Raw genomic sequence first — 26,122 nt, forward strand, 5'->3', positions numbered from 1 at the left:
TTAAAATGAAAAAAACATTTTACAGCAACGGAAAACTATTAATAACAGGAGAATATTTGGTTCTTGATGGAGCAAAAGCATTGGCATTACCCACAAAATTTGGGCAAAACCTGATTCTAGAAAATGGGACGAATCAAGAAATAAAATGGACCAGCTATGATGCCGATGAAAGCGTTTGGTTTGAAGAAACAATTCCGTATTCATCAATTATTTCCACAGCTCCTCTCGAAAAAGAATCGGTAACAAACACACTAATTGCCATTTTAAGGGAAGCTCATTTATTGAATCCTAATTTAATCCTAAACTCAGAGGGTTACAGCATCACTACTCATTTAACTTTTCCTAAAAAATGGGGCCTGGGAACCTCTTCTACTTTAATAAACAATATAGCGCTCTGGTTCGGAATAGATGCTTTTTTACTGCTTAAAAACAGTTTTGGAGGTAGCGGCTACGATATTGCCTGCGCACAAAACAACTGCCCTATTGTTTATCATTTAGAACACGGAAAACCTATCGTTGAGAAAGTAAATTTCAACCCAACATTTACAGGAAACCTATATTTTGTCTATCTCAATCAAAAACAAAGCAGCAAAAATGCCATTGCAGCTTATAATGAGAAAAAAAATAATTTAGAAACGTATATAGAAGCTATAAACCAACTCACTGAAACGGTTTTAAATGCAAAAGACGAAAATACTTTTGCAAAAGCATTAGAAAATCACGAAACAGAACTAAGCTCCATTCTTGAAATAAAAACAGTTAAAGAATCTTTATTTCCTGATTTTAGAGGAACCGTTAAAAGTCTTGGGGCTTGGGGTGGAGATTTTGTATTGGTGATTTCACAAAACAATCCTAGTCCCTATTTTACTTCGAAAGGATACACAACCGTAATTCCATATCATGAAATGATTTTATAAAACAGAAATCAATTTCTTTTTATGAATTAAACTCAAAATCCATACCAAACAAAAAACCCGATACTTTCTATTTTAGAAGTATCGGGTTTCTTTATATTTGGATAATTACTGTTTAGTAATTAAAATCTTTTCTGTTGTCTTTGATATCAGCATCTTCTTTTAAAGCTGGCAATACTCTGTTTACATCAGAAGCGCTTTGTCCTTTTAATCTTGCCACTTGATCAGCATAGCTTTTCAAAGCTGGTGCTTTTACAGTACTTGTATTTTTTACCACATAAACTCCAGTTACACCTTCAATCGGAGCAGATAGTTTATTAGCGGCCAATGCAAATGCATTTCCTACTACTTTTGGCTCTTGACCAACTCCACCTGTTAATACTGGATTTTCCAAAGTAACATTAGTAGCTTGTTGTACGGCTGAACCTGTAGCTTTTGCGATAGCTTCCAATGAAGTTCCGTTCATTTTAGCTTTTAGCATTTCAGCTTTTTTCTTGTTTTTAAGAATAGACTCTACATAAGGTCTTGCTTGGTCAACTGGAATCAATCCAGAATTATCAATAGCTTTAACTTTTGCAATTACGTGACCTACATTCGCTACTTCAAATCTTTTAACTGAACCTTCTTTACTCTCTTTTTCAAATGCCCATCTTACAATGGCTCTTTGATTTCCAAGAGGGCCAAAGTTCTCATCCATAGCTTTTACAGAAACACCAGGTGTTACCGTAAGTCCCATTTCTTTAGCTAATTTATTGAAATCTTTATCGGCAGCGTCCATTTCAAATTTAGTCGCTTGCGTAAATGCTTTGTCAGAAGTAGCTTCTGAAGCTTCAATTTTTTGAGCTACAGTAGCCAAACGAACTCCATCTTGCTTATCCGTAATTTTGATGATATGGAAACCATACTGAGTTTCCACCAATCCAACTTTACCAATACCGCTATTGAAAACGAAATCGTTAAAAGGTTTTACCATTTGATTTTGTCCAAAGTATCCTAAATCTCCACCTTGTTGAGCAGATGAATCATCTGAACTAGTGAAAGCCAACATCAAGAAACTTTCGGGATTTGCATTTACTTGAGCTAAAATTCCTTCTGCTTTTGCTTTTGCTTCTTCTTTAGTTCTTTTTTCTTTTGTATTCGGAGTTTGAGAACCTTCATAACCGATAAGGATATGACTTGCTTTTGCATTTACTCCCGCTTTTTTTCCTAATGATTTAGAAACGCAATAGTATTTTTCGTAAACATAAGGTCCGTAAACCGCTCCAGGAGCTAAGTTGAATAATTGATCTGCATCTACAGCAGGTAAATCTTTTTTGGCAACATAGGATGAATCATAAGGCACATCAGAATTTGAATTTACAAATTCAACCACATTTGATGTTGCTCTAAAACCTGCTACAGTATCGTTTTTACCAGTTGCCTGATTGTAAACAACGCTTCCAGATAACAACCCATTGATCTTAGATTTGATTTCGTTCTCATCTGCAACTGAAGCTTTATCTTCAATTAAAACATATTCAACATTACGAGTTTCTTCCGATTTGAATTTTTTAGGGCTCAATTTCATAAAATCAACAATTTCAGCATCAGTAACTTTTACATCACTATCTTTTATTGTAGAATATAAACCAGCTACATAAGCAAAATTCACTTTGTTAGAAGCTATTTCATAATTGAACTTTCCTTCACTTTCAGTTGTATAGATACCCGATTTAATCAAAGTATTATAGATTTGAAATTTGGCGTTCAATTCAGCATCTTTTTCTCTATCTTTTAAATATTGAGCTTGTTCTGGATTTGATTTGAAATATTCTTTAAATTTAGCAACATCAAACATACCAGCAGCATTCAAAAACATTGGATTTTTTCCAATATTTTGGTCTCCTTTAAGAATGTCCAAAATGTGTTTCTCACCTACTCTTAATCCTAATTTTTCAAATTCGGCAGAAAGTAAAGCTACAGTAACTTCCTGATCCCATACTCTTTTTGAAGCTTCTGTCGCAGTAATCCCTTGACCACTTTTCTCAACATTACTTACTTTAATTCTAAAATCCTCAAATGAGACATCTTTCCCATTGATGCTTCCTACATCTTTCGAGCTAGAACCAAAGCTTCCTTTTGTAAAAAGATCTTGTATTATAAATGAAAATAATGCTAGAGCAATAACTCCAATCATTATAGCCGAATGTTGTCTGATTTTTGATAAAACTGCCATTGTTTATTATTGTTTATTTTAAAATTTTGTTTGCGAAAATACAATTATCTAATTAATAATTATAGAACTACTGTTTTTTTTTTACTTTTTTTTAAATTAAAAAAAGAATATCAGTCTTTGATAGTCATTTTAACCAATTCGATCTTCTTATTTGTTGCTTCTTCGATGACAAAATGATAGTTTTCGATGGTAATAGCATCCCCTTTTTGAGGAATTTCCTTTGTAAAATCTACAATAAACCCTCCGAGTGTACCATATGATTCACTTTCTGGAATCGCCAGTTTATAGGTTTGGTTCAAATACTCCACATCGAAACGGGCAGAGAATAAAAACACACCGTCACCAAGGTCTTTTTCAATCAATTCTTCAACTGAATCGTGCTCATCTTCAATTTCACCAAAAAGCTCTTCTACAATATCTTCTATAGTTAAAATCCCTGAGGTACCTCCGTATTCATCCAATACCACCGCAACACTTTTCCGTTTTTTAGTCAACAAATTCATAGCATCTTTTACATAAATAGCTTCAGGAATAAACTCTACAGGAATTACTATTTCTTTTATACTCGTTGGCTTTTTAAACAGATCAAAAGAATGCACATAACCAATTATATCGTCTAATGAATTTTGATAAATTACCATTTTCGAATACCCTGTTTCTATAAACAATGCTTTGAGATTCTCTAAAGATTCCGAAATATCCACTGCTGCAATTTCAGTCCTTGGGGTCATTACATCCCTAGCTTTTACTCCCGAAAAATCTAATGCATTGCGAAATATTTGTATTTCAGAATCTACCTCTTCATGATCTTCTACAGCACTCATTTGTTCAGTAATGTAATTTCCTAATTCTACTTTACTAAAATAAAGTTGCACTTGATCTCCTTCTGTCTTAAAGAATTTTTTCAGTACAAAATCCGAAATCCATATCAAGAAAGTAGACATGGAATAAAATAAACTATAAAAGAAATAGGCCGGGATGGCAAAAAACTTGATCAGTGAATTGGCATAAATCTGAAAGAAAACTTTAGGCAAAAACTCAGCCGTAATTAAGACAACAACTGTAGACAGTACCGTCTGAATTAAAAGAGACTCAAAATTAGAAAAACGAAAATCGAAGGACAACAACCGATCCATCAACAGTTCACCCATAAAAAACCCGTAAACCACAAGTGCTATATTGTTACCAATAAGCATTGCGGCAATAAATTTTGAGGGTTTTTCGGTAAGTTTTGTAAGAGTTTTCGAAAGAAAATTATTCTGTTTTTTTTCTAATTCCAGATAAATTTTATTCGAAGATATAAACGCAATCTCCATTCCTGAAAAAAAAGCACATAGTATTAAACACAATATTATGATACTAATTTCCATTATCTATGATTGTTTGTTTCTATCTTCAAATTTCTTGGCAAACTTTCTTCTGAAGAAAAACATGAAAATAGCAAGCCCAGCAATGATAAAACTCAACCAAGGCGTTTCGGTACCTGACTCCCATTTAGTATATCCTTCATATAAAAAATAGATTCCAAAAGCTAAGTAAAGATAAGAGGTGTATTTTAAGAAATTCATGTTGTGGTATTTATTTGTATTATTCTGAGGATTCAATTTCCCCTTCTATTCGCTGTGAATTTACGACTTTAAAGTCTTTGCTAAAATCAATCCCTTGACCCGTAGAACCTCCTTTAGCATCCGTTAATTTAAACTTTTTCTCGGTGTAAAACCATTGGTTTTTTTGATCAAAATACAATTGTTCCGTTTCTAGCATTTGCCCATTTTCAGAAGTGATTTTGACTTTCCCTTGTAAATCTATAATACTGGTTGCTTTATAAGAAACTGCATAATTCGACTTAATAAACGTTTTTTTGCCTTTATTGTCATAAAGAGTCACATCAATCCCTTTGGGGAACTCAGTAAAAGCAAAATCAACGTTTGCATAATCCAACATTTTAGGACTCACCAAGATTGATTTAACTCTACCAGAATCCGTATACTTTAAATTTACATGATCGGCATCACCACTAGGAACAAACTCCGAATAATCATTTTGCCGCACTTCTTTAAAATTACTTTCACATCCCAAAGACACACCCATAGCTAAAGCTAATAAGACTAGAAACGAAAAATATCTTTTATAAAAAGTCATCTGTTAAATTTTAATAACGACTGTAAGTCTTTAGTTGAATTTTGATTGTCTAAACCATCTGTCATTTAGTGAAAAGCTCAGACTAAAACTACCATAATTCTCTTGAATTAAGCCATTTGATGTCGTTCCTTTTCTTCCAAATTCTAACCCAACATTAAAATTAGACAAAGAACTTGCCGAAACTGAAGGCAACCCAAAACCCAGTGTAATTGCTGCCTCATCAATTGATTTTGAATTGACAATTGTTCCCGTTTTACCGTATTTTAAACCCGCTCTATACGTGATTTTTTGGTAGTATTTTGAGAACATATTATAATTAGGAATATAGTATCCTCCTAAGCTATAATTGGAGTAATTTTCATAAGTCACATTCTTGGCCTCATTAACTCCATTTCCTGCTCCTCCAATATTTTGATACACAATTTGTGTTCCTACTAACCATTTTTTTGATTTACCAATACCGGCTCCAAATGCTATTTTTTCTGGTATCATCACATCCTTTCTAATGATATCTGATTCAACCTTTTCCATAACTATCAGATTGTAATTGGCGTCATACTGTACCGTTGTAACCGTTCTGGTATTACTGGAAACCAACTTACTCTGCGGCATATAAGTTAAACTACTGTAATAATTTAAATTTTTATTAACCTTCCCTTGGTACATTACCCCTAGATTCGTACTAAAACCATTCAAATCGGCTTTATTGTCTTCTTGTGTCCCAACAGGGATCTCCGTAATGAATTCTAAATTACTGTTTTTTATTCTACCAAAGTTATATTGAATATCGGCTCCTACCACCAAATTAGGAATGATAGTATAACCTAAAGCAAAAAAAGCTTTATTCAAACCACCAGATCCAGTCAATCGATTGTTATTCCCGTTAGGATCCGAACTCAAAGATTCAATATTATACCCTACCGAAGAATACGGAAGCAATCCAAAACCCACCCCCATTTTACCCAACGGCAAAGCAACTGCCAAATAATCCAGCGTAGTTCTTTGTGCCTTTGCATCTCCTTTATCTGATTTCATTTTGGTACTAGTATATCCTCCACCCATGGTAAAAGTAGTCAACCTTATTGCAGCAAAACTCGCAGGATTCAATATATTCATGTGGATACTATCTTGTTCAACAGCAACTCCCGACATGGAACGATTTTCAAGAGTTCCTTTAAACCTCGATTCACCAAGTCCGAAATAAGAATATGGAGAAGCAGATCCACTTTGAGCAAAAGAAGCAAGCGTTAGAAAGAAACAGGCAGTGACAATAATTTTTTTAATCATTTTTGATTTTATATTGAAAAATTTGGTTCAAACTCTCCAAAAGGAAATTTGAATTGGCAAATATGGTATTTTTTAATCGTTTAGCCAAAAAATCTGTGTCCCCACCCGTTAAAATTATTATAAAATTTGAATACTGAGCGCTATATTCATCGACAAAACCATTAATCTCATGAGCCAATCCGTTTACAATTCCTGAATGGATTGACTCAGCTGTAGATTTCCCTATAAAATGAATAGGATCCGTTGCATTTAATAACGGAAGCTTTTCCGTATAATGATGCAAAGCTTCGTAACGCAAACGTAACCCCGGAGAAATTGCACCGCCAAGATACACATCGTTATGATCTACAAAATCGTAGGTAACGCATGTCCCTGCATCAATAATTAAACGGTTTTGACCTCTAAACTGCAAAGTTGCTCCAGCAGCTAGTACCATCCTATCAATACCCAATGTTTTTGGAGTAGCATAACCATTTATAAACGGAAAAGAATCCTCATGAGAAACAAACCATACCTCAAGCACCTTTTCAAAATCTAAAAACAGTTGTTTTTCTACACTTCCGACTGAGGCAACCACCAAATGAGTGATTTTTTTATATTTTTTTAAAATAATTTTAATATTTTTTTGAATTTCATCTTTCGGAAAAACAAAACACTCCAAAGCTTTATCCTCCTCAAAAACAGCACCTTTAATTCTAGTATTACCGACATCAATGGTTAAAATCATATTCTCTTATTTAAAAACACGAAGATACGAATAGATTTTTTTTTAAAATCGTATTGTTTAATTAAAAAAACATTCTATATTTGCACCCGCAACAAGCACGGTACCTTAGCTCAGATGGTAGAGCAATGGACTGAAAATCCATGTGTCCCTGGTTCGATCCCTGGAGGTACCACTAAACCCAAACAGCAATGTTTGGGTTTTTTGTTTTGCTATATTTCTTAAAGATCCGCTCCGGATCAATCGCGGACCTAAAACTGGATCAAGTCTAAAACCTGTGGGGGAGCAAAAATTAAGCATAAATATTAGTTAGTCTAAAAAGGAAGAATTCCACGTTTCTGACACCTCTAAATTCCAAATCCAAAATATATTTTTAAGTATTGCTCTACAAATTTTGTTCTTGAGTTATTTTACATTTTGAGAGTATTCATGATGTAATAATTTGTTAATAACATTAAAAACATGTATTTTGTCGATTTTAAATAGTTTTAAACGACTTTATTGTTTGTTTGTTCTGTTTTTACCAATTTGGAAATTATATTAGTTAATTTAGTAGCAAGCTATTGAATTAGTTTTTCTTATATTTAAAATTAGACAAAGCGTATTTAAGTTTATTTCATCACTTTTTGCAGGATAATAATTGATTTTTCTGAAATAGTGTGTAAACTCATCTACGATAATTAAACACGCTGTTTCAAATGTCACAAAAAGGTTTAATAAAAATAAATCAGGAATTGATTGAAAGAGTTTTGAGAACTTTCAACCAGTGAAAGCAATTTGATCATACTTATGAATAATAACCATTCTACAGGCCCTTACTATTCAAAACCGCTTATTTTCAATTTATCACTAGCAACGATCTTGCTGATTACTATTTTATATTTTGTACTTGCAAAAACAGGTTTTTTATTTACGTCTGCTTCAAATAGTATTGCTCCTAATCTTTCTAGCTACAGGATTAGGCCTAGCCTCAGTCTTGATTGTTGGACACAATGCACTGCTTGGGATTTGGTTGGGTTCTTTTTTTTCTAATGTAGTTCACCTTTTTTATCTCAAGCAACCGTTTGAACAATCAATATCTCTCTCCTTAATAGTTGGTTTTTTTATCGCTATTGGAGCCATGTTGGGTGCGGGAGTGAGTGCTTTTCTCGTACGTCATTTTTGTAAAGAAGAACATGCCTTACACAGCGGAAAGAATGTGTTAATTCTTCTTATTGTAGGATCAATAACTTATGCTGCGATTGCTGCAGCTTTTGGGGTACTCGGACTGTCACTTGGAGGTTATGCACCTTGGGAACAATTCGTTTATTCATGGTGGACTTGATGGCTAAGTGATACGGTTGGAGCCATAGTACTTTCTCCTTTTATTTTGGCATGGTATTACAAAGATTCTTTCAAAATTAACTTTTCGAATACAATAGAATTGATCGTATTGTGTGGATTGACAATACTGCTGTGCATTATTGTTTTTTTTTCAACTAGGACATCTTAAATACCTGTTAATTCCATTGGCGCTAGGGTCAAGCTATCGTTTTGGCATGCGTACCACTTCAACAATAATAGTAGTCATTACCGTCTTTACTCTCATTGTAACCAGCTTAGGGATTGGACCATTTGTAAAGGACAATATTAATAACTCCATCTTGTTTTTGGATTTATTCTTGAGTGTAATTACAATTTGCAGTCTGTTTTTAGCAGGTATTTTAGCGGAACGACAAAGAGCCGAAGATTTCCTTAAAGTAAGCGAAGCAAATCTTCGCAAAAAACAAGACATCTTGCAATCTACAATAGAAAGTCCCAAAGATATTAGCATTTATTCCATCGGTCTAAATTATGAGTATTTGAGTTTTAACAGTCTTCATAGTGCAAACATGAAACTAATGAATAACATTTCAATAGCTCTAGGCATGAGACTGCAGGATTGCTTAATAAGTAAAGATGAAATAAAAGAAGCCATAAGTGTCTTAGAAAAAGTTTTTTTGGGCGAAAGCATCACTACCATAAGACACTTTGACGTAACTAACAGTTATTGGGAATTAAGAACTAGCCCTATTGTAAATCAAAACAATACCATTATAGGAGCGACAATTATTTCAACCAATATTACGGAACAAATAAAAGCCGAAGAAGCCTTAAAAAAGAGTGAGGTAAACTACCGTGATATATTCGAAAATATCCAAGATGTGATTTTTCAAACAGATATGAATGGGGTTTTTTACAATTTAAGCCCATCTATAGTTGAGCTTTGCGAATACAAGCCAGAAGAACTAATTGGTCAACCAACTTATACATTAAAAGCCGATGAAAAGGAAAAAGACTATGTGATTAATTTAGTAAAAGAAAAAGGGGTACTAAATAATCATGAAACGATGATTAAAACTAAATCGGGATTAATAAAATATATTTCTTTAAATGCTAAAATAATTTATAGCAAAGAAGGAGCTCCGCATATTGATGGTATTGCAAGAGATATAACCCAACGGAAAGAGAGTGAATTTAAAATTGAAAATCAAAACAAAAAATTGCAAATTCAAAATAAAGAGTTAGAACAATTTGCTTATATTACTTCCCACGATCTTCAAGAGCCTTTACTGACTCTTAAATGTTTTTCGGACCTTATTAAAGCAGACTTTCCTAAAGGTCTAAATGAAAATATAAATCAATATCTTGATTTCATTCTGGAATCATCGGATAGAATGCAAAAATTAGTGAAAGGATTATTGGACTATTCCAGAATAGGAAGTCAGATTGAAATAACCACGGTTGACTGTAATGAAGTAGTAAACGAAGCCATTGACTCATTAACTGATTTAATTAAAGAAAGCGAAGTTCAAATCAATGTGCAACATTTACCCCGTATCGAGGGATATTCAGTAGAATTGATTCAGCTTTTTCAGCATTTAATCACAAATGCTATTAAATTTAGGAAAAAAGAAGTCCCATTAATAATCAATATAACGGCGAAATTGGAAGAAGATTGATGGCTTTTCTCTGTAGAAGATAATGGCATTGGTATTGAAGAGAATAACAGAGAAAAAGCTTTTGTTATTTTTAAACGGCTTCATGATCGTGAAGAATATTCAGGGATAAGAATAGGACTTGCTCTTTGCAAAAAAATCATAGCATTACACGGAGGAGTCATTTGGATAGAATCTAAATTCGGACAGGGCAGTATCATTAATTTCACCTTACCAAAAAAATAGAAGCATGAAAAAATTAAATTCAGTTTTGTTAATCGATGATGATATGGCTACTAATTTTATTAGCAAAATGCTTATCAAAAAGGCAGGCATAACAGACCATATAGAGACTGTGTTGAATGAACAACAAGCTATAGAATACTTAAAAAACAGCGGTAAATATGAAAATTCTGACGGTATTTTTCCAAAGCCAATGTTGATATTGCTCGACATCAATATGCCAGTGATGGATGGTTGGGAGTTTGCTGAGGCTTTCTCTAAATTGGATGAGAATCAAAAAGGAGAAGTTATAATTGTAATGCTCACGAGCTCACTAAATCCAGATGATAAAGAAAGAGCTGCAAATCTTCCTGTTATTTCCGGTTTTCAAAACAAAATACTTACTATGGAAGGACTTAATTCAATTATGAATCAATATTTTTCATGATATTTTAAACGGTTAAGCCGTTAAGTTACTATCCATGATAGACTCTTGAAGCTACAATTTTATTTTCTTTAACCACAAGAACTTCTGCAACAAGCATGTCTTCCTCCCCGTCAACAGTACGTATGTATTCCATAAAAACGCGATCAGCATTAGCCGTAAGAGAGGTTACTTTGTAATGTAATGAGGGTAAACGATCAAAGGCCTCTTGCCACCAATCTCGTAATGCTTGTTTGCCTATTACCAAGCCGTTGGTTTCAGGTTTGCGAATTTTTAGTTTTGGACTAAAATGTTCCGCATCATCGTCATAAAGAGATAACAATTGTTCTAAATTATGATTGTTAAATGCTTCAAACCATTTAAAGGCAATTGATTGTAATTTTTCTGATGTCATTCTGTTTATTTTAAATGGTATTAAATTAAAAATCCCTTAACATTTTGAAGTGAAAGGGATTTTGTATTCTTCTCTAAAGAACTATTATACGTTCTTCAGATTGATAATTTCTTGTTCTGTAAGCAATCTCCAATTACCTCTTGGTAAATTTTTCTTGGTCAAACCTGCAAAAGCTACACGGTCGATTCTTAAAACATCATAACTGAAATTTTCAAAAATAGCACGAACCACTTTTACGTTAGCAGATCTTAATTGAATTCCAATTTCGCTTTTAGCCTCTCCCTCAATATAACTTACATCTTCAACATAAACGCGGTGTCCGTCAAGAACAAGTCCTTTGTTGATTTTTTCTAAATCTTCAAATTTTAAATTTTTATCCAAAGAAACTTGATAGATTTTTGAAGATTTTTGACTCGGCAATGTAAATTTACGAATCATATCGGTATCGTTTGTAAACAATAAAAGACCGGTTGTATTCTTATCCATTCTTCCTATTGGAGCAATTTTAGAAGTGGTTGATCCTTTAACTAGTTCTAATACATTACGATATTCTTGACCTTCATCAAGAGCCGTTGTAAAGTTTTTAGGCTTGTTTAATAAGATATATACTTTTTTCTCAGGAGTTAAAACAGCTCCGTCAAAATTCACTACATCTCCTGGTTTTACCATATATCCCATTTCTACAACAGGAATTCCGTTTACTTTCACAGTCCCCGATTGGATATAAATATCGGCATCACGACGGGAACAAGCTCCAGAATTTGAGATGTACTTATTCAAACGAATTTCGTCTTTTACTTTAGGTCTTTTCGGTGCTTGATTCGGTTTTTTCTCTACTTTATCAGTAGTATCGGCAACTTTAACAATTGTTTTTACTTTTTTTGGACCTTGTGCCCTTTTTTGCATCGCAGGTTTTGGCTTATTTGAACTAGGTCTTGAGCTGTTTGCTCTTGGTCCACTTCCTCTATTATTGCCTTCCTTATTGTTCATAATATTCTATAATTTGTGCAAAGATACTATTTATATCATTGGGAAACGATTTTTAACAATTAGAATACCCTAACTACTTCGTTAATTGGGTTTTAATTTGAATTAGAAACGATTAAAATGCCAAAGAAACTTTAAATGGTCATCAATATTTTTTTACCGTGCCACAAAACGCTTGGATTGATTAACACAATACAAAATACGCCCGAAACAATAAGGAATTTCAAAACGTTGTGCAGTAGCACATATTGTTCTTTGGTATTCCATTTCCACATGTATAGCAAGAATAAAATTAAAACTATAAAGCAGCTGTAAAAGTAAATATCCATATAACCAACGTCATAAACATTTATCAAAAAATAAACGGGTACAATAGTAGTAAGTGTCAATCCGGTAATTATTTTTTTGGAAACTTCCTCTCCATAAATAATAGGAATGGTTTTATAGTCATTTGCCAAATCTCCCTTTAAATTTTCTAAATCCTTTATCATTTCCCGAATCAAGATTAATAGGAATAAGAAAGAGGCGTGGGAAAGAATCACGGAAAGTTTAGCGCTGTTGTTTTCGATTTCGTACAATGGCATTTTTAAATAAAAATACAGCAGAATTCCAAAAAAAGGAAGAACGGCCAAAAAAGCCGCCATTAAATTCCCAACTAAAGTGTATTTTTTGATTTTATGAGAATAAAACCAAATCAAGAAAATATAAACTGAAAAGAATAAAACAGCTCTAAAAGAAACGAAAAAAGCGATTAAAGCCACAAAAAAATTAAGACTAAAATAGACTTTTAACTTGGTTTTTTGACTCACCAAACGATCTAATTGTGATTTATTGGGACGATTGATTAAGTCTTTTTTACTGTCGTAAAAGCTATTGATGATGTATCCTGAAGCAATTGTCAAACTGGAAGCCAATACAATAATGAAAAGCTGAAAGTCTAATAATATGTACAAAGCCCTTCTTTCAGGAGCCAATATAAAAATGGCAGACAAATATTGGGCTAAAGCAATAATGGGGATGTTATAGCCTCTAACGACAGAAAACAAACTGATCATTTTTAATACAAATAGTTTATTCTGCCTGCTTAACATGGAGTAGGTTTAGAGTTTGTAAGTGCTATGCGTAAATTGTTTTGATGAATTAAAATTGATAAACGACTTCTAATTTAAAGTCCTTCAATGATGCTTTTGCTCGTTCCAAATCTTCGGTAAATCCAAGAATATAGCCGCCACCGCCAGAACCACATAATTTTAAATAATAATCATTTGAATCTATTCCTGCTTGCCAAATACCATGAAATTGTTCTGGAATCATCGGTTTAAAATTGTTTAACACCACTTTAGATAATTTTTTGGTATTTTCAAATAATGACTTCATATCACCACCCAAGAAATTTTCTACACAAGCATCTGTGTATTTTACAAATTGATTTTTCAACATCGTGCGAAACCCTTTGTCTTTCAGGTTTTCCATAAAAATATTAACCATAGGAGCCGTTTCTCCTACAATTCCTGAGTCTAATAAAAATACCGCTCCTTTTCCGTCAAAACTTTGGGTAGGAATTCCGGTAGCTTCAATATTGTCTTTCGAATTGATCAAAATTGGAATACTCAAATAGCTGTTCAATGGATCTAATCCAGAACTTTTTCCGTGAAAAAAGCTCTCCATTTGTGAAAAAATAGTTTTGAGTGTTAGCAGCTTTTCTCGTGTTAAGTTCTCTAAAACGGTTATTTTATTTTGTGCATATTTATCGTAAATAGCCGCTACCAAAGCGCCACTACTCCCTACTCCATATCCTTGCGGAATACTGGAGTCAAAATACATTCCCGTTTGAACATCATTATTTAAAGTATCTAAATCAAAAGTCACCAAATCGGGTTGTTCTTTTTGTAATTGCTCCAGATAAGTTACAAATCGTTTCAAATGGCCATTAGATTGTACTGCTTCATCCGAAGAATTTCCATCTTTCTTTAGAGCGCCATTGTAAAAATTATAAGGAATTGATAAGCCTTTAGAGTCACGAATTATTCCGTATTCTCCAAAGAGTAATATTTTTGAGTAAAATAAAGGTCCTTTCATTTGGGGATATTTATTGTATTTTTTTAATTTTTGAAGGGTTTTGTCTTGTGTCAAATAATGACAAAATCCTTACTTCTTTTCTGTTGTATCTGTAATAAATCGTTGTCTGTTTCGACAGTACACATTTATACTGATTTTTATTTATTTGAGATTTTGGAAAGATTTCAGGTTCATTTTGAATTAAGTAAATTGACTCATCTAGTTTTGAAATGAATTTTTCTCTAACTTTTATTGACCATTTAAATTCTAAATATTCCAATAAATCAATCAAACTTTTTTCGGCATTTTTTGAAAAGACAATCTCTCTTTTCATTACCTGTATTTTTTCATTAAATCTTCATAAAGCACAAACTCACCTCTCTCAATTTGTCTGTCTCCTTCTTCAATTTCATCCTTTTGTTCTTGCGTTAACTCGTCCCAAAAGTCTTTTTTTTCAGATTTGAAAATATTTTTAATGGCTTCAATTATTGACATATCATTGGTTTCTGCCAACTTTTTCATCAATTCCGATTTTTCAAATTGAATGTCCATGATTATTGTTTTTAATTTGAAAATTATTTCAAAAATCGACTACATCTCCGCGATTTTCATTTTGTATTGTTATGTTTATTTCTTCTTGTTGTTCGGGCGTTAATTCCTCCCAAGCCTCTTTTTCTTTGTCTTCAAAAATTGCTCTAATTTTTTGCAGAAGACCAAGGTCTTCTGTTTTTACTATCTTTTTTATCAATTCTAATTTCTCCGCATTCAAATCCATGATCATACCATTAAGAACTAAAGATATAAAAAAATTGCTTTACCTTAACAAAGTACCATTCCCAATTTCATCGCAAAGATACTGACCATTTTGGCAATAGTCAACTAATTCGGAAACAATAAATTGCAGCACTTTTTCTTTGACGGCATTTGGATATAAAACATGCACATTAGCTCCTGCATCCAAGGTAAAACAAACCGGGATTTTGGTTTCATTTCTAAATTTCCAAATTGCATTAATGATTTGCAAGGTGTTGGGTTTCATTAAAATAAAATACGGCATAGAAGTCATCATCATCGCATGCAAAGTCAAAGCTTCGCTTTCGACGATTGCGATAAATTCTTCAAGATTCCCATTCTCAAAAACTGGAATTAGTTTATCTAGATTTTCATGTGCTTGAGCAAATCGCCTTTCAGCAAAAGGATGGTCGTGCATCAAATCATGACCTACCGTACTCGAAACTTGTTTTTCGCCTTTGTCAACTAACAAAATTGTGTCTTGAAAATTTTTGAAAGTATCATGTATAGCATACGGGTATTCAACTCCATAGAAATCAGAGCTTCCTTTTATGTTGGCTTGATTTCCCCAAACTACTATTTGTCCTTTTACACTTCTGCAGGCACTTCCAGAACCCAGTCGTGCCAAAAAAGAAGCTTTGCTATTGAAATACTCTTCGGACATTGCCGGATTTAAAGCTTTTTCTAAACTCATGAAATTCATTGCCAAAGCCGCCATTCCAGATGCCGATGAAGCAATTCCAGAACTATGGGGAAACGTATTTTGAGTATCAATCGTAAAATGATAGTCTTTCAGAAAAGGCAAGTATTTTTCAACTCGCTCCAAGAATTTCTGAATTTTTGGTTTGAAATCTTCTTTGGGTTTCCCCTCAAAAAGCAAATCAAAAGAAAAATTGCCGTCGTTTTGTTTTTTATCGAAAACCAAAGTAGTCATCGTTTTACAATTATTCAACGTAAAACTCACCGATGGATTAGCGGGAATTTGATTTTCTTTTTTGCCCCAATATTTCACTAATGCAATATTACTGGGTGCACTCCAAGAAAAACTACCTTGGTCTATTGAATTACTGTATTTTGATGGTATAAAATCGTTGGCTTCAAACATGAATAGTGTTTTTTTGCAAAGATACTTTTTTTTGTCCAAGCCGTTTATTGGTTTATTAAGTAAATCGTTAGAAATTTTAAGTAATTTTGGCACTTCTAAAAAAAGTAAAATGAATAAGATTACTCGAATATTATCTATAGTTGTGACCTGTCTTGTGGTGGGTTATTTTTCGGGAATTATCACCCGTTCTGCGATTACGACTTGGTACCCCACTTTGATTAAACCCAGTTTTAATCCACCCAATTGGATTTTTGCGCCCGTTTGGAGTATGCTTTATATCATGATGGGAATTGCTGCAGGACTGGTTTGGGATCGAATTGATTTTGAAAAAGAAATCGTCAAAAAAGCGTTATTGCTTTTCGCGATTCAGCTCGCTTTAAATGCCTTGTGGTCTTATTTGTTTTTTGGGCTAAAAAACCCAATGTTAGCAGGTCTGGAAATAATTATCCTATGGTTGATGATTTATGAAACCTATATTCAATTTGCCAAAATCAATAAAATTTCAGGTTATTTATTTATTCCGTATTTACTTTGGGTAAGTTTTGCCACGATTTTGAATGGTAGCATTTGGTGGTTAAACAGATAGTTGGCAGTGGTCAGTTTTTAGCAAACAGTCTGAGTTGTTAACTATAAAATTTAGTTTTGAAGACTAATCAGTTTTTGAAATTCAATATTTTTGGTTCTCAAAAAATCCATCATACTAAGTTCGTTTGAACTCGAAATTAATATTTTGGATTTGGGATCAGCATCGCAAAATTGAAGAAAAAGATCAATTTCTTCTGGTTTTAATTTTAAAGTTTCAAGATAGAATTTTTGATCACAGGTGTTTTTTGCCAATACTGCAAATTCAATTTCAGGAGTTACTTTTTTGGGTTCTTTTTCTTTTGAGAATAAATCCAAAAGCTTTTTGCCAATTGTAACAAAATTTAACCCATTAACAAACGTGCCCTCCCTCATAACTTGATGCCCTTCCCTATTGTCAAATTTTTCTGTACTATATTGGTCTAGTTTATTTTGTTCGTATTTTTTGTTTTCGCTTAATTTTAAATTTTGCTTCTTTGCAACTATCACCTCATCTAATTCTTCTGCTTTTTTAAACATTACAACTTGCAGATTGTTTAACTCAATCTCTTTTGGAGATACTTTTAGCCTTTTTAAATTAAAATCTTTAGAATAAAAAAGCAGACTGTCATTTGCAGTAACAGCAATTAAAAATTCACCTTTATCATTCGTTTTGGTGCTTTTTCGCGAAGTTTTATTAATAACATCCACATTTTGTAACAAGAAATTGTCTGAAGAAACTACTCCTTTAAGAAGCTTTTCTGTTTGTGAAAAACTGAATTGATGGACTAATAAGAATAGGGCAAGAAGTAGTTTTACTTTCATCTGTAAGAATTTATTGAAAGTAAATATATCCCAATAGTCTCTAACAAAAGCTTAGAATTGATGTAAATTTTTGTTAATTAATTCTTTAACTATATAGCATTCGCCACAATAAACCCGCTCGTCCATGCATTCTGGAAATTAAATCCACCCGTAATCGCATCAATATTTACAATTTCGCCAGCGAAATATAGGTTTTCGTGCAATTTACTTTCCATGGTTTTGAAGTTGATTTCTTTTAAATCGATTCCGCCCGCAGTTACAAACTCTTCTTTAAAAGTACTTTTTCCGTTTACTTGAAAAGTTCCGTTTGTTAATTGATTGGCTAAATTTTGTATTTGGACTTTGGATAAATCTGCCCATTTGGTTTCGGTTTCTATATTCGAAGCTAAAACCAAACTTTCCCAAAGACGATTCGGAAAATCAAAAGGAGATTTTTTCGAAACGGCTTTTTTGGCGTGTTCTTGTTTTAATGTTTTTAAAACTTTCTCGGCATCCTCGGCATCAACATCGTTGAGCCAATTCACAAAAATGGTAAACTGATAGTTTTTATCGAATAAAATCCGCGCTCCCCAAGCCGATAGTTTTAAAATGGCCGGACCGCTCATTCCCCAATGCGTGATCAACAAAGGACCTGTTGAAGTTAATTTGGTGTCTTTGACTTTTACCGTAACTTGAGCCGCCACACCAGGCAGTTCTTTGATTCGGGAATCTTTTATGTTAAAGGTAAATAACGATGGAACGGGACTTACAATCGCATGACCTTGTTGTTGAAGCATTTCCCAAATTTTCGGGTTGCTACCTGTGGCAAGAACCAATTTCTCGGCTATATAATTTTCGCTTTGTGTTTCTACTTTCCAAAAATTATCCTTTTTAAAAATAGACTGAACACTTTGACCTGTGAGAACCGCAATTCCGAGCTTTTGAGTGGCTTTCAAAAAACAATCAATAATGGTTTGAGAGGAATTCGAAACCGGAAACATACGGCCGTCCTCTTCAATTTTGAGTTCAACGCCGTGTTTCTCGAACCATTCGATAGTATCACCAGAACAAAATTGGTGAAACGGACCGCGCAATTCTTTCTCGCCACGAGGATAAAATTTCACCAATTCATTGGGTTCAAAACAAGCATGGGTTACATTGCAGCGTCCTCCTCCAGAAACACGAACTTTTCCCAGTACTTCGGATCCTCTTTCTAGAATGGCAACCTTAATTTTGGGGTCCTTCTCTACAATATTGATGGCCGTAAAAAAACCGGCGGCACCTCCGCCAACAATTAGTATGTCAAAATTTTGATTCATGATTTAGTAAGGAAATTGAAAATGTGTTCGATTGATTTTATTATTTGTTAACCCGTTGGGTGTAATTATTTTTTACCACATAGAGACATAGAATTTATAGTTTTTGAAAAGAGTTTGATAGATGTTTTACTTTTCACATAGACAATCTATGTGAAAAATAGTGCTATTTCTATTCATTCTTTAATTATTAGTTATAAATCTATGTATCTATGTGGTTTATTTTTTATTTAAACAGAATTACACTCAACGGGTTATTTGTTACTTTATTTTAAAGACAAAAGCATCAAATAATTTAGAGTGCAAAGGTAAGCATTCGTTTTTGAAAGAATGTAAGTTCAAACCTCTTTAAATCCGATCTAAAAAATCGGTGATTATTCCATCCACTTTGAATGATTTCATTCTTTGTATATCCTCCTTATCATTTACTGTCCAAGGAAAAACCCGAATTCCTTTTTCTTGAATTTTTACGGTATATTCATTAGTTAATAATTGAAAGTCGGGATGCAAGGCTTCGGCTTTTATAAATCGGGCAAATGAAAATGCCAGATCCATATCGGTTTCTGTTAGAACTCCGATTCGAATATCCTCGTTTAAAAACCGAACTTGTTGCAGGGCATTCCAATCAAAACTGGATACCAAAAAATGAGTGTGATTCCAATTGTTTTCTGAAATGTTACGTTCTATTAATTGAACCACTTGCTCTGCGGTATCTTGATTTTTCAATTCAATATTGATAAAACAGCGTTTATTGATCAAATCCAAAACTTCCTCTAATGTTGGAATTTCATATTTATTATTGATTCGAAACGATTTTAATTCCTGTAAAGTGAGTTGGTTTACAGTACCTTTTCCATTGGTTGTTCGGTCTATGGTTTCATCGTGAATAACGATCAAATGACCATCTGAGCTTAAATGCACATCCAGTTCAATACCGTTAGCACCCATCTCTATCGCTTTTTGAAAAGAGATCAATGTGTTTTCGGGCTCGTAGCCATTAGCTCCGCGATGTCCTATTTTGAGAATTTCATTCATGGTTTAACAAATATAAAAAAAAACGCCTTCATTACTAAAGGCGTTCCAATTCAAAACTAACTAACTATTTTTTCAATTCTAATAATATAATGTCAAACTCGCTATCGATTGCTACTTTTCCTTTTGACACAACTGCCGTTTTACCAGAATAAGTGTCTCTTAGTTTGGCACCTTCTTTAAAGGCAGAACCTACGGAAATTTCTTTTTTTCCTTTGGCTAAATCCAAACCAATTACCACTGTGTCTGTATAATTTCCTTTAGTAAAAGTTCTGGAACACACATAAGGTTTTGTCGAAATTTCTACATTCATACCAGCTCCTACTGATGGATGATTGGCTCTAAATTGCCCTAACTTTTGCCAATGCAACAGCACTTTTTGAGTATTTGCATCGGTTTTTATAGCATCCCAATTCATAAATGAACGTAATGTTGCATCGCCTTGAGTTCCTTCAACAACTAGAGAACGAGCTGATTCATCACCGTAATATACTTGAGAAATACCAGGTGTCAACACTAATTTTGTACCGCTTTCAATACTTTTGGTACGTTTCGCATCAAATGGCCCTCCATCATCATGTGATGATAAATAATTCAACACACTGAATCCTTTCAATTGATTATTCAACAAATCAGAATATTTTTTGAACATAAAAGAATACTCTTTTTGAGCATCACTTTTAAATTCAAAATTGATCATGGCCGTAAAACCATTCTCATAATAATTTATTTTTTTGTCTCCAAAATCAAATAGCTGTCCTGCGCTAATGTTGTAATTATAGACTTCTGCAATAGTGTAAAATGGATTATTGTCTAATACTTTATTTGGATTATTTTTTTTCCAATCGGCAAAGGAATAATCACACTGTGTTTTAAAATCGGCCCAAACAGTTTCGTCGGTATGTTTAACGGTATCGGCTCTGTATCCATCAATTCCAAATTCAGTAATGTAATCAGTCAACCATTTTATAATGTAATATTTTGGAGTTCTTGGATAGCCTGTTCTTTTGAAAAAAGCATCCAATGAAGCCACTTCTTTATCATATCTTCCTTCGGCTTTCCATTTTTCAACTAAAAAAGGAGGGAGGCTTACGGCTGTAGTGCTTTCCGTTTTTACATCAGGTAAATTGGCAACCAATGTACAAGCTGTTGTATTCTCGAAATTGCTGTATTGGCATTTAGGCTCTGTTCTTACCCAACCTTCTGGCCAAACAGTGTCTACTTCGGTAACTGGTCCAGTATGATTGATAACGCCGTCAAGCATGATACGAATTCCTTTGGCATGTGCTTTTTTAACCAATTGTTCTAAATCTTTTTTGGTTCCGAAGTTTGGGTCTAAAGCGGTCCAATCTCTCGCCCAATAGCCATGAAATCCGTAGCTCATTCCAGTCCCTTCATCTACACCATCGTGAATTTGTTCGACAACGGGGGTAAACCAAATTACATTGATTCCTAATTTAGTAAAATAGCCTTCGTCTAGTTTTTGAATAATACCTTTGATGTCTCCACCTTCGAAACCACGAAGTTTTCCGGTTTTTTTGTTTCTGTTAAAACTGACATCATTTGATTTATCACCATTATAAAAACGGTCTGTCATCAAAAAATACAAATTGGCGCCTTCCCAAACAAAGGGTGTTTTTTCGGTTTTTGATTTTATATTCGTCTCTTTTTTTGCTTGCGCAAAAGCAATCGAAGTGATCAAGAGTAGTAAAAAGGACAGTGTTGTGATTTTTTTTGTCATTTTATAATTGTATTTTAATTTCGTTATCTAATCCTTTTTTCAATACTACTGGAATTTCAAGCGTAGCTGCATTCATTTTAAAATCAGTATTTACACCATTAATGATAACCTTAGTTGGTTTGGCGCTGATATTATGAACCAATAAAGTAACATTTTTATCCGCGCTAGTAAATGATTTTCCAACTGTAGTATTCATTTTTAACGTAATTACTTTGGTAGTGATAGTACTTGAAAAATTCAGTATTTCGTAGGCTCCTTTTTCATAAGCATTTGATGTCAAACCATCATCATTATATAGTTTGCCAAAACTGTTTGTTGCTTTTTCGTCATAATAAAAATGAAAATCAAAATCGGCCAACGAATATTTAGTTGTGTTTTGAATCGTTTTTATCATCGGTATAAAAGCGCCTCCCCGTACAAAAATCGGAATGTTATCGGCTGAAACTGCGACCGTTTCAGTTGCACCCGCTTGGTGTTTTTCTCCAGTATAAAAATCATACCAATTATTGCTTTTTGGAAAATAAATAGAAGTACTTGTTACAGCGGATTTAGTAATTGGAGTAACCAAAAAATCATTCCCCCACAAATAAGAATCACAGGAATTCAATAGTTTTTGATTTTCAGGTTCTTCAAAGAATATGGGGCGCATCAATGGAATTCCTTTGTTATTGTTTTCAAAAGCTAAGGTATAGTTATACGGCAGCATTTGGTAACGCAACTCGATTTGTTTTTTTGCTTTTGCCTTGGTTATGATGTCTTTATAAACCGGTTCTGAAGCCACATCTTCTTGAGCGTGTGGACGATATACAGGTTGGAAAACGCCATACTGTAACCAACGAATGTACAATTCATTATCAAAATAATCCCCTGCAAATCCACCTAAATCGGAATGCATATAGGCCATTCCCTGCATTCCCATTTGCAATGCAATTTCGGGTTGTGATTGCAATCCTTCCCAAGAACGGCTCACATCCCCAGACCACGGAATCATCCCATAATTTTGAGAACCGGAATATCCAGCTCGCATTAAAATAAAAGGGCGCACATTTGGGAACTCATTGTTATACCCATCACGGATCATTTTTGCCCAAGTGTGTCCATAAATATTGTGTACTTCATCAGCGGAACCCTGAGCTGTAAAAGCCGCTGAAGGAAAAACTTCAGGTTCCCCTAAATCGCCCCACCAACCACCAACTCCTTGGTTGATTAAATCTTTATAGATATTCCAAAACCAAGTTTTTCCTTCGGGTTTAAAAACATCCACCAATCCCGTATTCCCAAAATAAAAATCATATTTAAATGGATTTCCTCCCGAAGCTTCGGGATTGTCAGTAGCCAATACTTTTTTATCTACGGCTTCCTGCCATTTGCTAGAAGTTGTCAGAATAAAAGGCTCCGTTATCAAAACCGTTTTAACTCCTTTGCTGTTCAAATCGGTTATCATTTTCTTAGGATCAGAGAAATTGTCTTTGTCCCAATCTAAATTCCCCATGGTACCCTGAACGGTTTTTCCAAACCAATACAAATCCAATATTATCGCATCTACAGGAATTTCATCTTTGATGTATTTGTCTATCGTTTTAGTGACTTCGGCTTGTGTATGATATCCAAAACGGCTGGAGAAATTTCCCAAAGCCCAACGAGGAACTAAAGGTTGTTTTCCTGTAAGTGATGTGTAATTTGAAGTCAAATCAGCCCAAGTATCGCCTGCAATTACTTGGTATGTTTTTCTGCCTGAAATGGTTTCATAAACCAATGTGTTGTCTTTTTTACTGTCCAGATCCAAATAACCGATGGCTCCGTTATCAAAATGAACGGCATAAATTTTGGAAGACATCACCAATGGAATAGAGAAGTTCATTTTTTTCGAATGATTTCCGTATCCATAATCGGCTTGGTTGTATAACTCCAAACGATTTCCACGGCGATTCATACCCAAAGCACGAGCTCCAGCACCATAAAGCGCTTCGGAAGCATCCAAATTAAACTCCAAAGTTTCTTTCGGTTGTTCTTTACTAATGGCAGCATTCTCTCTTTTTACATATCCATTTTTTTCAGAAATCAACGGTTTGTTTTTGTACAAATAGCTAATTTTGAATGGGCTTTTTACAACAGAAACCTTAATTCCATTAGAGGAAAACACTAGCTCGTTTTGGCTTTGCTTTATTTTAAAAGCTACTTTTTCAGGAGTTAAAACAACGGCATGTGAATTGGAATTCAAATTTTCTCCAATTGGCAAATAAGTGGTTTCTACTATTTTATCCGAATAGGGCTTGATATAATAAACTCCATCAGATGTTTTTATTTCCAATGTGTTTTTGACTACTTTATAACTTTCGAATTTTCTGTTTGCATTTTGTGCAAAAGAAAAACTTGAAATTAAAAGAAATAGAATTATTTTTTTCATAACTGTTTTGTATTTTTCTGAACCATATAAGTAATGTAAGTTCATTTAAGGCTGCTTGTTTTAACTAGATTTAAGCTTTTATTTCATTTCTAGAATCTCGCTCAATGCATGTTCTTATATGACTTATATGGTTTAAATCTTTATTTCAATTCTAAAATTAAAACTGATTTTCCATCGATAGTGATATCGCTTTTTAAATCAATTGATTTTCCAGTTAACACATCGTTTCCTGTTTTATAATTTAAAATACTTTCCTGAAAACGACTGGATGGAAAAGTTTTAGATTCTTTATTGTTATTGATTACCACCATAACCGATTTTGAATCGGTATATCTAAAATACACATAAACGTTGTTCTCTGGAACGTAATGTTTCATTTTTCCAAAATGAACGGCGTCATTCGATTTTCTCCAATTGAATAATTTTGCAGAAAAATCAAAAAACTGTTGTTGCTCAGCAGTTCTTCCGGCTTTTGCAAAAGCATTATTGCTGTCACCAACCCAACCTCCTAGAAAATCTTGACGAATGGCAGCATCGCCATCTTTGTCTTTATTACCAGACATTCCAATTTCGGATCCATAATAGATTTGTGGAATTCCGCGAACAGTTGCCAACAAAGTCATTGCCATTTTATATTTAGAAAAATCATTTTTGTAAATTTCATTGAAACGATTCGTATCATGATTCTCCACAAAAGTCATGATGCTATTGATATTGGGATATAAAAAGTCATTGGTGAAATTCTCGTAAACATCTACCATTCCTGCATTCCAAGTATTAGTATCTTCATTAAATACTTTTGCTAAAGTTTCCATTAATGTAAAATCCATAACAGATGGCAAATACGAATTGTAATTTTCTATAGCCGCAATTTTACTGTCTTTTTGCCAATACGCCATTTGTGCCTGATCGTGCATCCAAACTTCACCTACAATATTAAAATTGGGATATTCATCGGTTATTGCTTTGGTCCATTCGGCAATTCCTTTTTTGTCGCAATAGGAATAGGTGTCTACACGAAAACCATCCAAATCGGCATATTCAATCCACCAAATGGCGTTTTGTTTCAAATAAGTATTCACCAATGGATTGGATTGATTCAAATCGGGCATTGATTTTACAAACCAACCGTCCATACACATTTTGGCATCAATTTGAGACGCATTGGGATCAAACTGGGTTGTCATTCTGTAATTGGTTTGAGCATAACCCAGAAATTGATGCAACCATTCGTATGTTGGTAAATCCTTTATCATCCAGTGTTGGGCTCCCCAATGGTTGGTTACATAATCCATGATGAGTTTCATGTCGCGTTTGTGTAATTCTGTCGAAAGTTTAATATATTCTTCATTGGTTCCAAATCGCGGATCAATTTTATAAACATCAGATTGCCCGTAGGTATGGTACGAATAAGTTTTGTCATTGTCTTCGCAAAGCGGTGTTGGCCAAAGTGCCGTTGCGCCCAATTCTTTTATATAATCTAAATGTTGAATCATGCCTGCAATATCACCACCATGCCTTCCTCCGGGGAGTGATCTATTTCCTTTTTCAAAGACCGATTTATCGCTGTCATTTTTAGGGTTACCATTGGCGAAACGATCGGACATCACCAGATAAATCAAATCGGATGCATCATAACTTTTTCTGGAAGCCGAATTTTCTCTTCTTTGCTTTAAAGCATATTTTTTTGTGAATACGGCTTTTTTGTCTTTCGAAAATGAAAAAATAAAATCTTGTGCCGTTGTATTTTTAGTGTCAATAGTAACGAAAAGGTAATTTGTATTTTCTGTTTTTTTGACTTCTTTTATAACAATATTATTGGATACTGTTACTTCATTTTGCGCAATGTTTTTACCATAAAACATAATTTGCAATTCTGGATTGTGCATTCCTACATACCAGAAAGGAGGTTCAACTCTATCTATTTGTGCAAAAAGGGGAGTAGTGATAAAAAAGAAAAGAAAGATTGTTTTTTTCATGTTTTAAACAATTAAAGATGTTTTTAAAGTCTAAACCGTA

General features: G+C 33.7%; 25 protein-coding genes, 1 tRNA gene and 1 pseudogene. 7 read left to right on the forward strand and 20 right to left on the reverse strand.

Features of this window, described 5'->3' with window-relative positions; translation table 11 throughout:
* Window positions 1-5: 5 nt before the first annotated feature.
* Window positions 6-917 (forward strand): GYDIA family GHMP kinase, encoded by a 912-nt coding sequence (locus DB891_RS14975; RefSeq protein WP_116764396.1) that lies wholly within the window; start codon window positions 6-8, stop codon window positions 915-917.
* 112 nt (window positions 918-1,029) lie between these two features.
* Here the strand turns inward: DB891_RS14975 and DB891_RS14980 are convergent, their stop codons facing one another.
* The 6 genes from DB891_RS14980 to DB891_RS15005 all read right to left on the reverse strand — a co-directional run bounded on the left by DB891_RS14980 (window position 1,030) and on the right by DB891_RS15005 (window position 7,285).
* Window positions 1,030-3,129, reverse strand: a complete 2,100-nt coding sequence (locus DB891_RS14980) for a peptidylprolyl isomerase (protein ID WP_116764397.1) — start codon at window positions 3,127-3,129, stop codon at window positions 1,030-1,032.
* 110 nt (window positions 3,130-3,239) lie between these two features.
* Complete coding sequence (locus DB891_RS14985; RefSeq protein ID WP_116764398.1) at window positions 3,240-4,499, reverse strand: hemolysin family protein; 1,260 nt, start codon at window positions 4,497-4,499, stop codon at window positions 3,240-3,242.
* 3 nt (window positions 4,500-4,502) lie between these two features.
* Window positions 4,503-4,697 (reverse strand): hypothetical protein, encoded by a 195-nt coding sequence (locus tag DB891_RS14990; protein ID WP_116764399.1) that lies wholly within the window; start codon window positions 4,695-4,697, stop codon window positions 4,503-4,505.
* A 19-nt stretch (window positions 4,698-4,716) separates the two neighbouring features.
* On the reverse strand, window positions 4,717-5,271 hold the full coding sequence (gene lptC, locus DB891_RS14995; protein ID WP_116764400.1) for an LPS export ABC transporter periplasmic protein LptC: 555 nt from the start codon (window positions 5,269-5,271) through the stop codon (window positions 4,717-4,719).
* 30 nt (window positions 5,272-5,301) lie between these two features.
* The gene (locus DB891_RS15000) at window positions 5,302-6,558 is read right to left on the reverse strand and encodes a hypothetical protein (RefSeq protein WP_116764401.1); all 1,257 of its coding nucleotides are present in this window, start codon (window positions 6,556-6,558) and stop codon (window positions 5,302-5,304) included.
* Window positions 6,551-7,285, reverse strand: coding sequence for a type III pantothenate kinase (locus DB891_RS15005; protein ID WP_116764402.1), 735 nt, complete (start codon window positions 7,283-7,285; stop codon window positions 6,551-6,553). The genes DB891_RS15000 and DB891_RS15005 overlap by 8 nt, the downstream gene beginning before the upstream one ends.
* Window positions 7,286-7,384: 99 nt before the next feature.
* Between DB891_RS15005 and DB891_RS15010 the strand changes: the two genes are divergently transcribed.
* The 5 genes and pseudogenes from DB891_RS15010 (at window position 7,385) to DB891_RS15030 (ending at window position 10,909) form a co-directional block, all read left to right on the forward strand.
* Window positions 7,385-7,457, forward strand: a tRNA-Phe gene (locus DB891_RS15010).
* 756 nt (window positions 7,458-8,213) lie between these two features.
* A complete protein-coding gene (locus DB891_RS15015; protein ID WP_223256119.1) occupies window positions 8,214-8,606 on the forward strand; it encodes a hypothetical protein in 393 nt (130 codons plus the stop codon).
* Between the two features lie 139 nt (window positions 8,607-8,745).
* The gene (locus DB891_RS15020; RefSeq protein WP_116764404.1) at window positions 8,746-10,263 is read left to right on the forward strand and encodes a PAS domain S-box protein; all 1,518 of its coding nucleotides are present in this window, start codon (window positions 8,746-8,748) and stop codon (window positions 10,261-10,263) included.
* 15 nt (window positions 10,264-10,278) lie between these two features.
* A pseudogene (locus DB891_RS17995) lies at window positions 10,279-10,485 on the forward strand (ATP-binding protein); the annotation flags it as partial.
* A 4-nt stretch (window positions 10,486-10,489) separates the two neighbouring features.
* Window positions 10,490-10,909 carry a response regulator gene (locus DB891_RS15030; RefSeq protein ID WP_116764405.1) on the forward strand — a complete coding sequence of 140 codons (420 nt, stop codon included), beginning with the start codon at window positions 10,490-10,492 and terminating at the stop codon, window positions 10,907-10,909.
* A 28-nt stretch (window positions 10,910-10,937) separates the two neighbouring features.
* Here the strand turns inward: DB891_RS15030 and DB891_RS15035 are convergent, their stop codons facing one another.
* The 8 genes from DB891_RS15035 to DB891_RS15070 form a co-directional block, all read right to left on the reverse strand.
* Entirely contained in the window at window positions 10,938-11,300 is a 363-nt protein-coding gene (locus DB891_RS15035; RefSeq protein WP_116764406.1) for a nuclear transport factor 2 family protein, read from the reverse strand.
* 84 nt (window positions 11,301-11,384) lie between these two features.
* The gene (locus DB891_RS15040) at window positions 11,385-12,290 is read right to left on the reverse strand and encodes a pseudouridine synthase (RefSeq protein ID WP_116764407.1); all 906 of its coding nucleotides are present in this window, start codon (window positions 12,288-12,290) and stop codon (window positions 11,385-11,387) included.
* 131 nt (window positions 12,291-12,421) lie between these two features.
* Entirely contained in the window at window positions 12,422-13,378 is a 957-nt protein-coding gene (locus DB891_RS15045; protein ID WP_116764408.1) for a geranylgeranylglycerol-phosphate geranylgeranyltransferase, read from the reverse strand.
* A gap of 49 nt (window positions 13,379-13,427) precedes the next feature.
* Window positions 13,428-14,366 (reverse strand): mevalonate kinase family protein, encoded by a 939-nt coding sequence (locus tag DB891_RS15050; protein WP_116764428.1) that lies wholly within the window; start codon window positions 14,364-14,366, stop codon window positions 13,428-13,430.
* Between the two features lie 10 nt (window positions 14,367-14,376).
* A complete protein-coding gene (locus DB891_RS15055; protein WP_116764409.1) occupies window positions 14,377-14,679 on the reverse strand; it encodes a type II toxin-antitoxin system RelE/ParE family toxin in 303 nt (100 codons plus the stop codon).
* Complete coding sequence (locus tag DB891_RS15060) at window positions 14,679-14,897, reverse strand: hypothetical protein (protein WP_116764410.1); 219 nt, start codon at window positions 14,895-14,897, stop codon at window positions 14,679-14,681. The genes DB891_RS15055 and DB891_RS15060 overlap by 1 nt, the downstream gene beginning before the upstream one ends.
* Before the next feature lie 28 nt (window positions 14,898-14,925).
* Entirely contained in the window at window positions 14,926-15,120 is a 195-nt protein-coding gene (locus DB891_RS15065) for a hypothetical protein (protein WP_124019525.1), read from the reverse strand.
* 39 nt (window positions 15,121-15,159) lie between these two features.
* Window positions 15,160-16,242: a diphosphomevalonate/mevalonate 3,5-bisphosphate decarboxylase family protein gene (locus DB891_RS15070; RefSeq protein WP_116764412.1), complete on the reverse strand. Its 1,083-nt coding sequence runs from the start codon at window positions 16,240-16,242 to the stop codon at window positions 15,160-15,162.
* 109 nt (window positions 16,243-16,351) lie between these two features.
* Between DB891_RS15070 and DB891_RS15075 the strand changes: the two genes are divergently transcribed.
* Window positions 16,352-16,828, forward strand: a complete 477-nt coding sequence (locus DB891_RS15075) for a TspO/MBR family protein (protein WP_116764429.1) — start codon at window positions 16,352-16,354, stop codon at window positions 16,826-16,828.
* Window positions 16,829-16,878: 50 nt separating this feature from the next.
* Here the strand turns inward: DB891_RS15075 and DB891_RS15080 are convergent, their stop codons facing one another.
* From DB891_RS15080 to DB891_RS15105, 6 genes are all read right to left on the reverse strand, one after another.
* On the reverse strand, window positions 16,879-17,628 hold the full coding sequence (locus DB891_RS15080; RefSeq protein ID WP_116764413.1) for a hypothetical protein: 750 nt from the start codon (window positions 17,626-17,628) through the stop codon (window positions 16,879-16,881).
* Window positions 17,629-17,717: 89 nt separating this feature from the next.
* Window positions 17,718-18,926, reverse strand: a complete 1,209-nt coding sequence (locus DB891_RS15085) for a BaiN/RdsA family NAD(P)/FAD-dependent oxidoreductase (protein WP_116764414.1) — start codon at window positions 18,924-18,926, stop codon at window positions 17,718-17,720.
* Between the two features lie 345 nt (window positions 18,927-19,271).
* The gene (locus tag DB891_RS15090; protein ID WP_116764415.1) at window positions 19,272-19,958 is read right to left on the reverse strand and encodes a glycerophosphodiester phosphodiesterase; all 687 of its coding nucleotides are present in this window, start codon (window positions 19,956-19,958) and stop codon (window positions 19,272-19,274) included.
* 64 nt (window positions 19,959-20,022) lie between these two features.
* Window positions 20,023-21,696, reverse strand: a complete 1,674-nt coding sequence (locus tag DB891_RS15095) for an alpha-amylase family glycosyl hydrolase (protein WP_116764416.1) — start codon at window positions 21,694-21,696, stop codon at window positions 20,023-20,025.
* 1 nt (window position 21,697) lies between these two features.
* Complete coding sequence (locus tag DB891_RS15100) at window positions 21,698-24,148, reverse strand: glycoside hydrolase family 31 protein (protein WP_223256120.1); 2,451 nt, start codon at window positions 24,146-24,148, stop codon at window positions 21,698-21,700.
* 95 nt (window positions 24,149-24,243) lie between these two features.
* On the reverse strand, window positions 24,244-26,082 hold the full coding sequence (locus DB891_RS15105; protein ID WP_116764417.1) for a glycoside hydrolase family 13 protein: 1,839 nt from the start codon (window positions 26,080-26,082) through the stop codon (window positions 24,244-24,246).
* Window positions 26,083-26,122 lie beyond the last annotated feature (40 nt).

Origin of the sequence: Flavobacterium laiguense (assembly GCF_003097655.1) — a bacterium.
GTDB classification, from domain to species: domain Bacteria; phylum Bacteroidota; class Bacteroidia; order Flavobacteriales; family Flavobacteriaceae; genus Flavobacterium; species Flavobacterium laiguense.

Bases quoted from the DNA above. Each gene is read 5' to 3' on its own strand.
- DB891_RS15035 (WP_116764406.1), bottom strand. From the start codon at position 11,300: ATGACATCAGAAAAATTACAATCAATTGCCTTTAAATGGTTTGAAGCA.
- DB891_RS15105 (WP_116764417.1), bottom strand. From the start codon at position 26,082: ATGAAAAAAACAATCTTTCTTTTCTTTTTTATCACTACTCCCCTTTTT.
- DB891_RS15005 (WP_116764402.1), bottom strand. From the start codon at position 7,285: ATGATTTTAACCATTGATGTCGGTAATACTAGAATTAAAGGTGCTGTT.
- DB891_RS15100 (WP_223256120.1), bottom strand. From the start codon at position 24,148: ATGAACTTACATTACTTATATGGTTCAGAAAAATACAAAACAGTTATG.
- DB891_RS15045 (WP_116764408.1), bottom strand. From the start codon at position 13,378: ATGTTAAGCAGGCAGAATAAACTATTTGTATTAAAAATGATCAGTTTG.
- DB891_RS15065 (WP_124019525.1), bottom strand. From the start codon at position 15,120: ATGGATTTGAATGCGGAGAAATTAGAATTGATAAAAAAGATAGTAAAA.
- DB891_RS15085 (WP_116764414.1), bottom strand. From the start codon at position 18,926: ATGAATCAAAATTTTGACATACTAATTGTTGGCGGAGGTGCCGCCGGT.
- DB891_RS15090 (WP_116764415.1), bottom strand. From the start codon at position 19,958: ATGAATGAAATTCTCAAAATAGGACATCGCGGAGCTAATGGCTACGAG.
- DB891_RS15030 (WP_116764405.1), top strand. From the start codon at position 10,490: ATGAAAAAATTAAATTCAGTTTTGTTAATCGATGATGATATGGCTACT.
- DB891_RS14985 (WP_116764398.1), bottom strand. From the start codon at position 4,499: ATGGAAATTAGTATCATAATATTGTGTTTAATACTATGTGCTTTTTTT.
- DB891_RS15040 (WP_116764407.1), bottom strand. From the start codon at position 12,290: ATGAACAATAAGGAAGGCAATAATAGAGGAAGTGGACCAAGAGCAAAC.
- DB891_RS15070 (WP_116764412.1), bottom strand. From the start codon at position 16,242: ATGTTTGAAGCCAACGATTTTATACCATCAAAATACAGTAATTCAATA.
- DB891_RS15055 (WP_116764409.1), bottom strand. From the start codon at position 14,679: ATGAAAAGAGAGATTGTCTTTTCAAAAAATGCCGAAAAAAGTTTGATT.
- lptC (WP_116764400.1), bottom strand. From the start codon at position 5,271: ATGACTTTTTATAAAAGATATTTTTCGTTTCTAGTCTTATTAGCTTTA.
- DB891_RS15080 (WP_116764413.1), bottom strand. From the start codon at position 17,628: ATGAAAGTAAAACTACTTCTTGCCCTATTCTTATTAGTCCATCAATTC.
- DB891_RS15060 (WP_116764410.1), bottom strand. From the start codon at position 14,897: ATGGACATTCAATTTGAAAAATCGGAATTGATGAAAAAGTTGGCAGAA.
- DB891_RS15000 (WP_116764401.1), bottom strand. From the start codon at position 6,558: ATGATTAAAAAAATTATTGTCACTGCCTGTTTCTTTCTAACGCTTGCT.
- DB891_RS15095 (WP_116764416.1), bottom strand. From the start codon at position 21,696: ATGACAAAAAAAATCACAACACTGTCCTTTTTACTACTCTTGATCACT.
- DB891_RS15050 (WP_116764428.1), bottom strand. From the start codon at position 14,366: ATGAAAGGACCTTTATTTTACTCAAAAATATTACTCTTTGGAGAATAC.
- DB891_RS14975 (WP_116764396.1), top strand. From the start codon at position 6: ATGAAAAAAACATTTTACAGCAACGGAAAACTATTAATAACAGGAGAA.
- DB891_RS14980 (WP_116764397.1), bottom strand. From the start codon at position 3,129: ATGGCAGTTTTATCAAAAATCAGACAACATTCGGCTATAATGATTGGA.
- DB891_RS14990 (WP_116764399.1), bottom strand. From the start codon at position 4,697: ATGAATTTCTTAAAATACACCTCTTATCTTTACTTAGCTTTTGGAATC.
- DB891_RS15075 (WP_116764429.1), top strand. From the start codon at position 16,352: ATGAATAAGATTACTCGAATATTATCTATAGTTGTGACCTGTCTTGTG.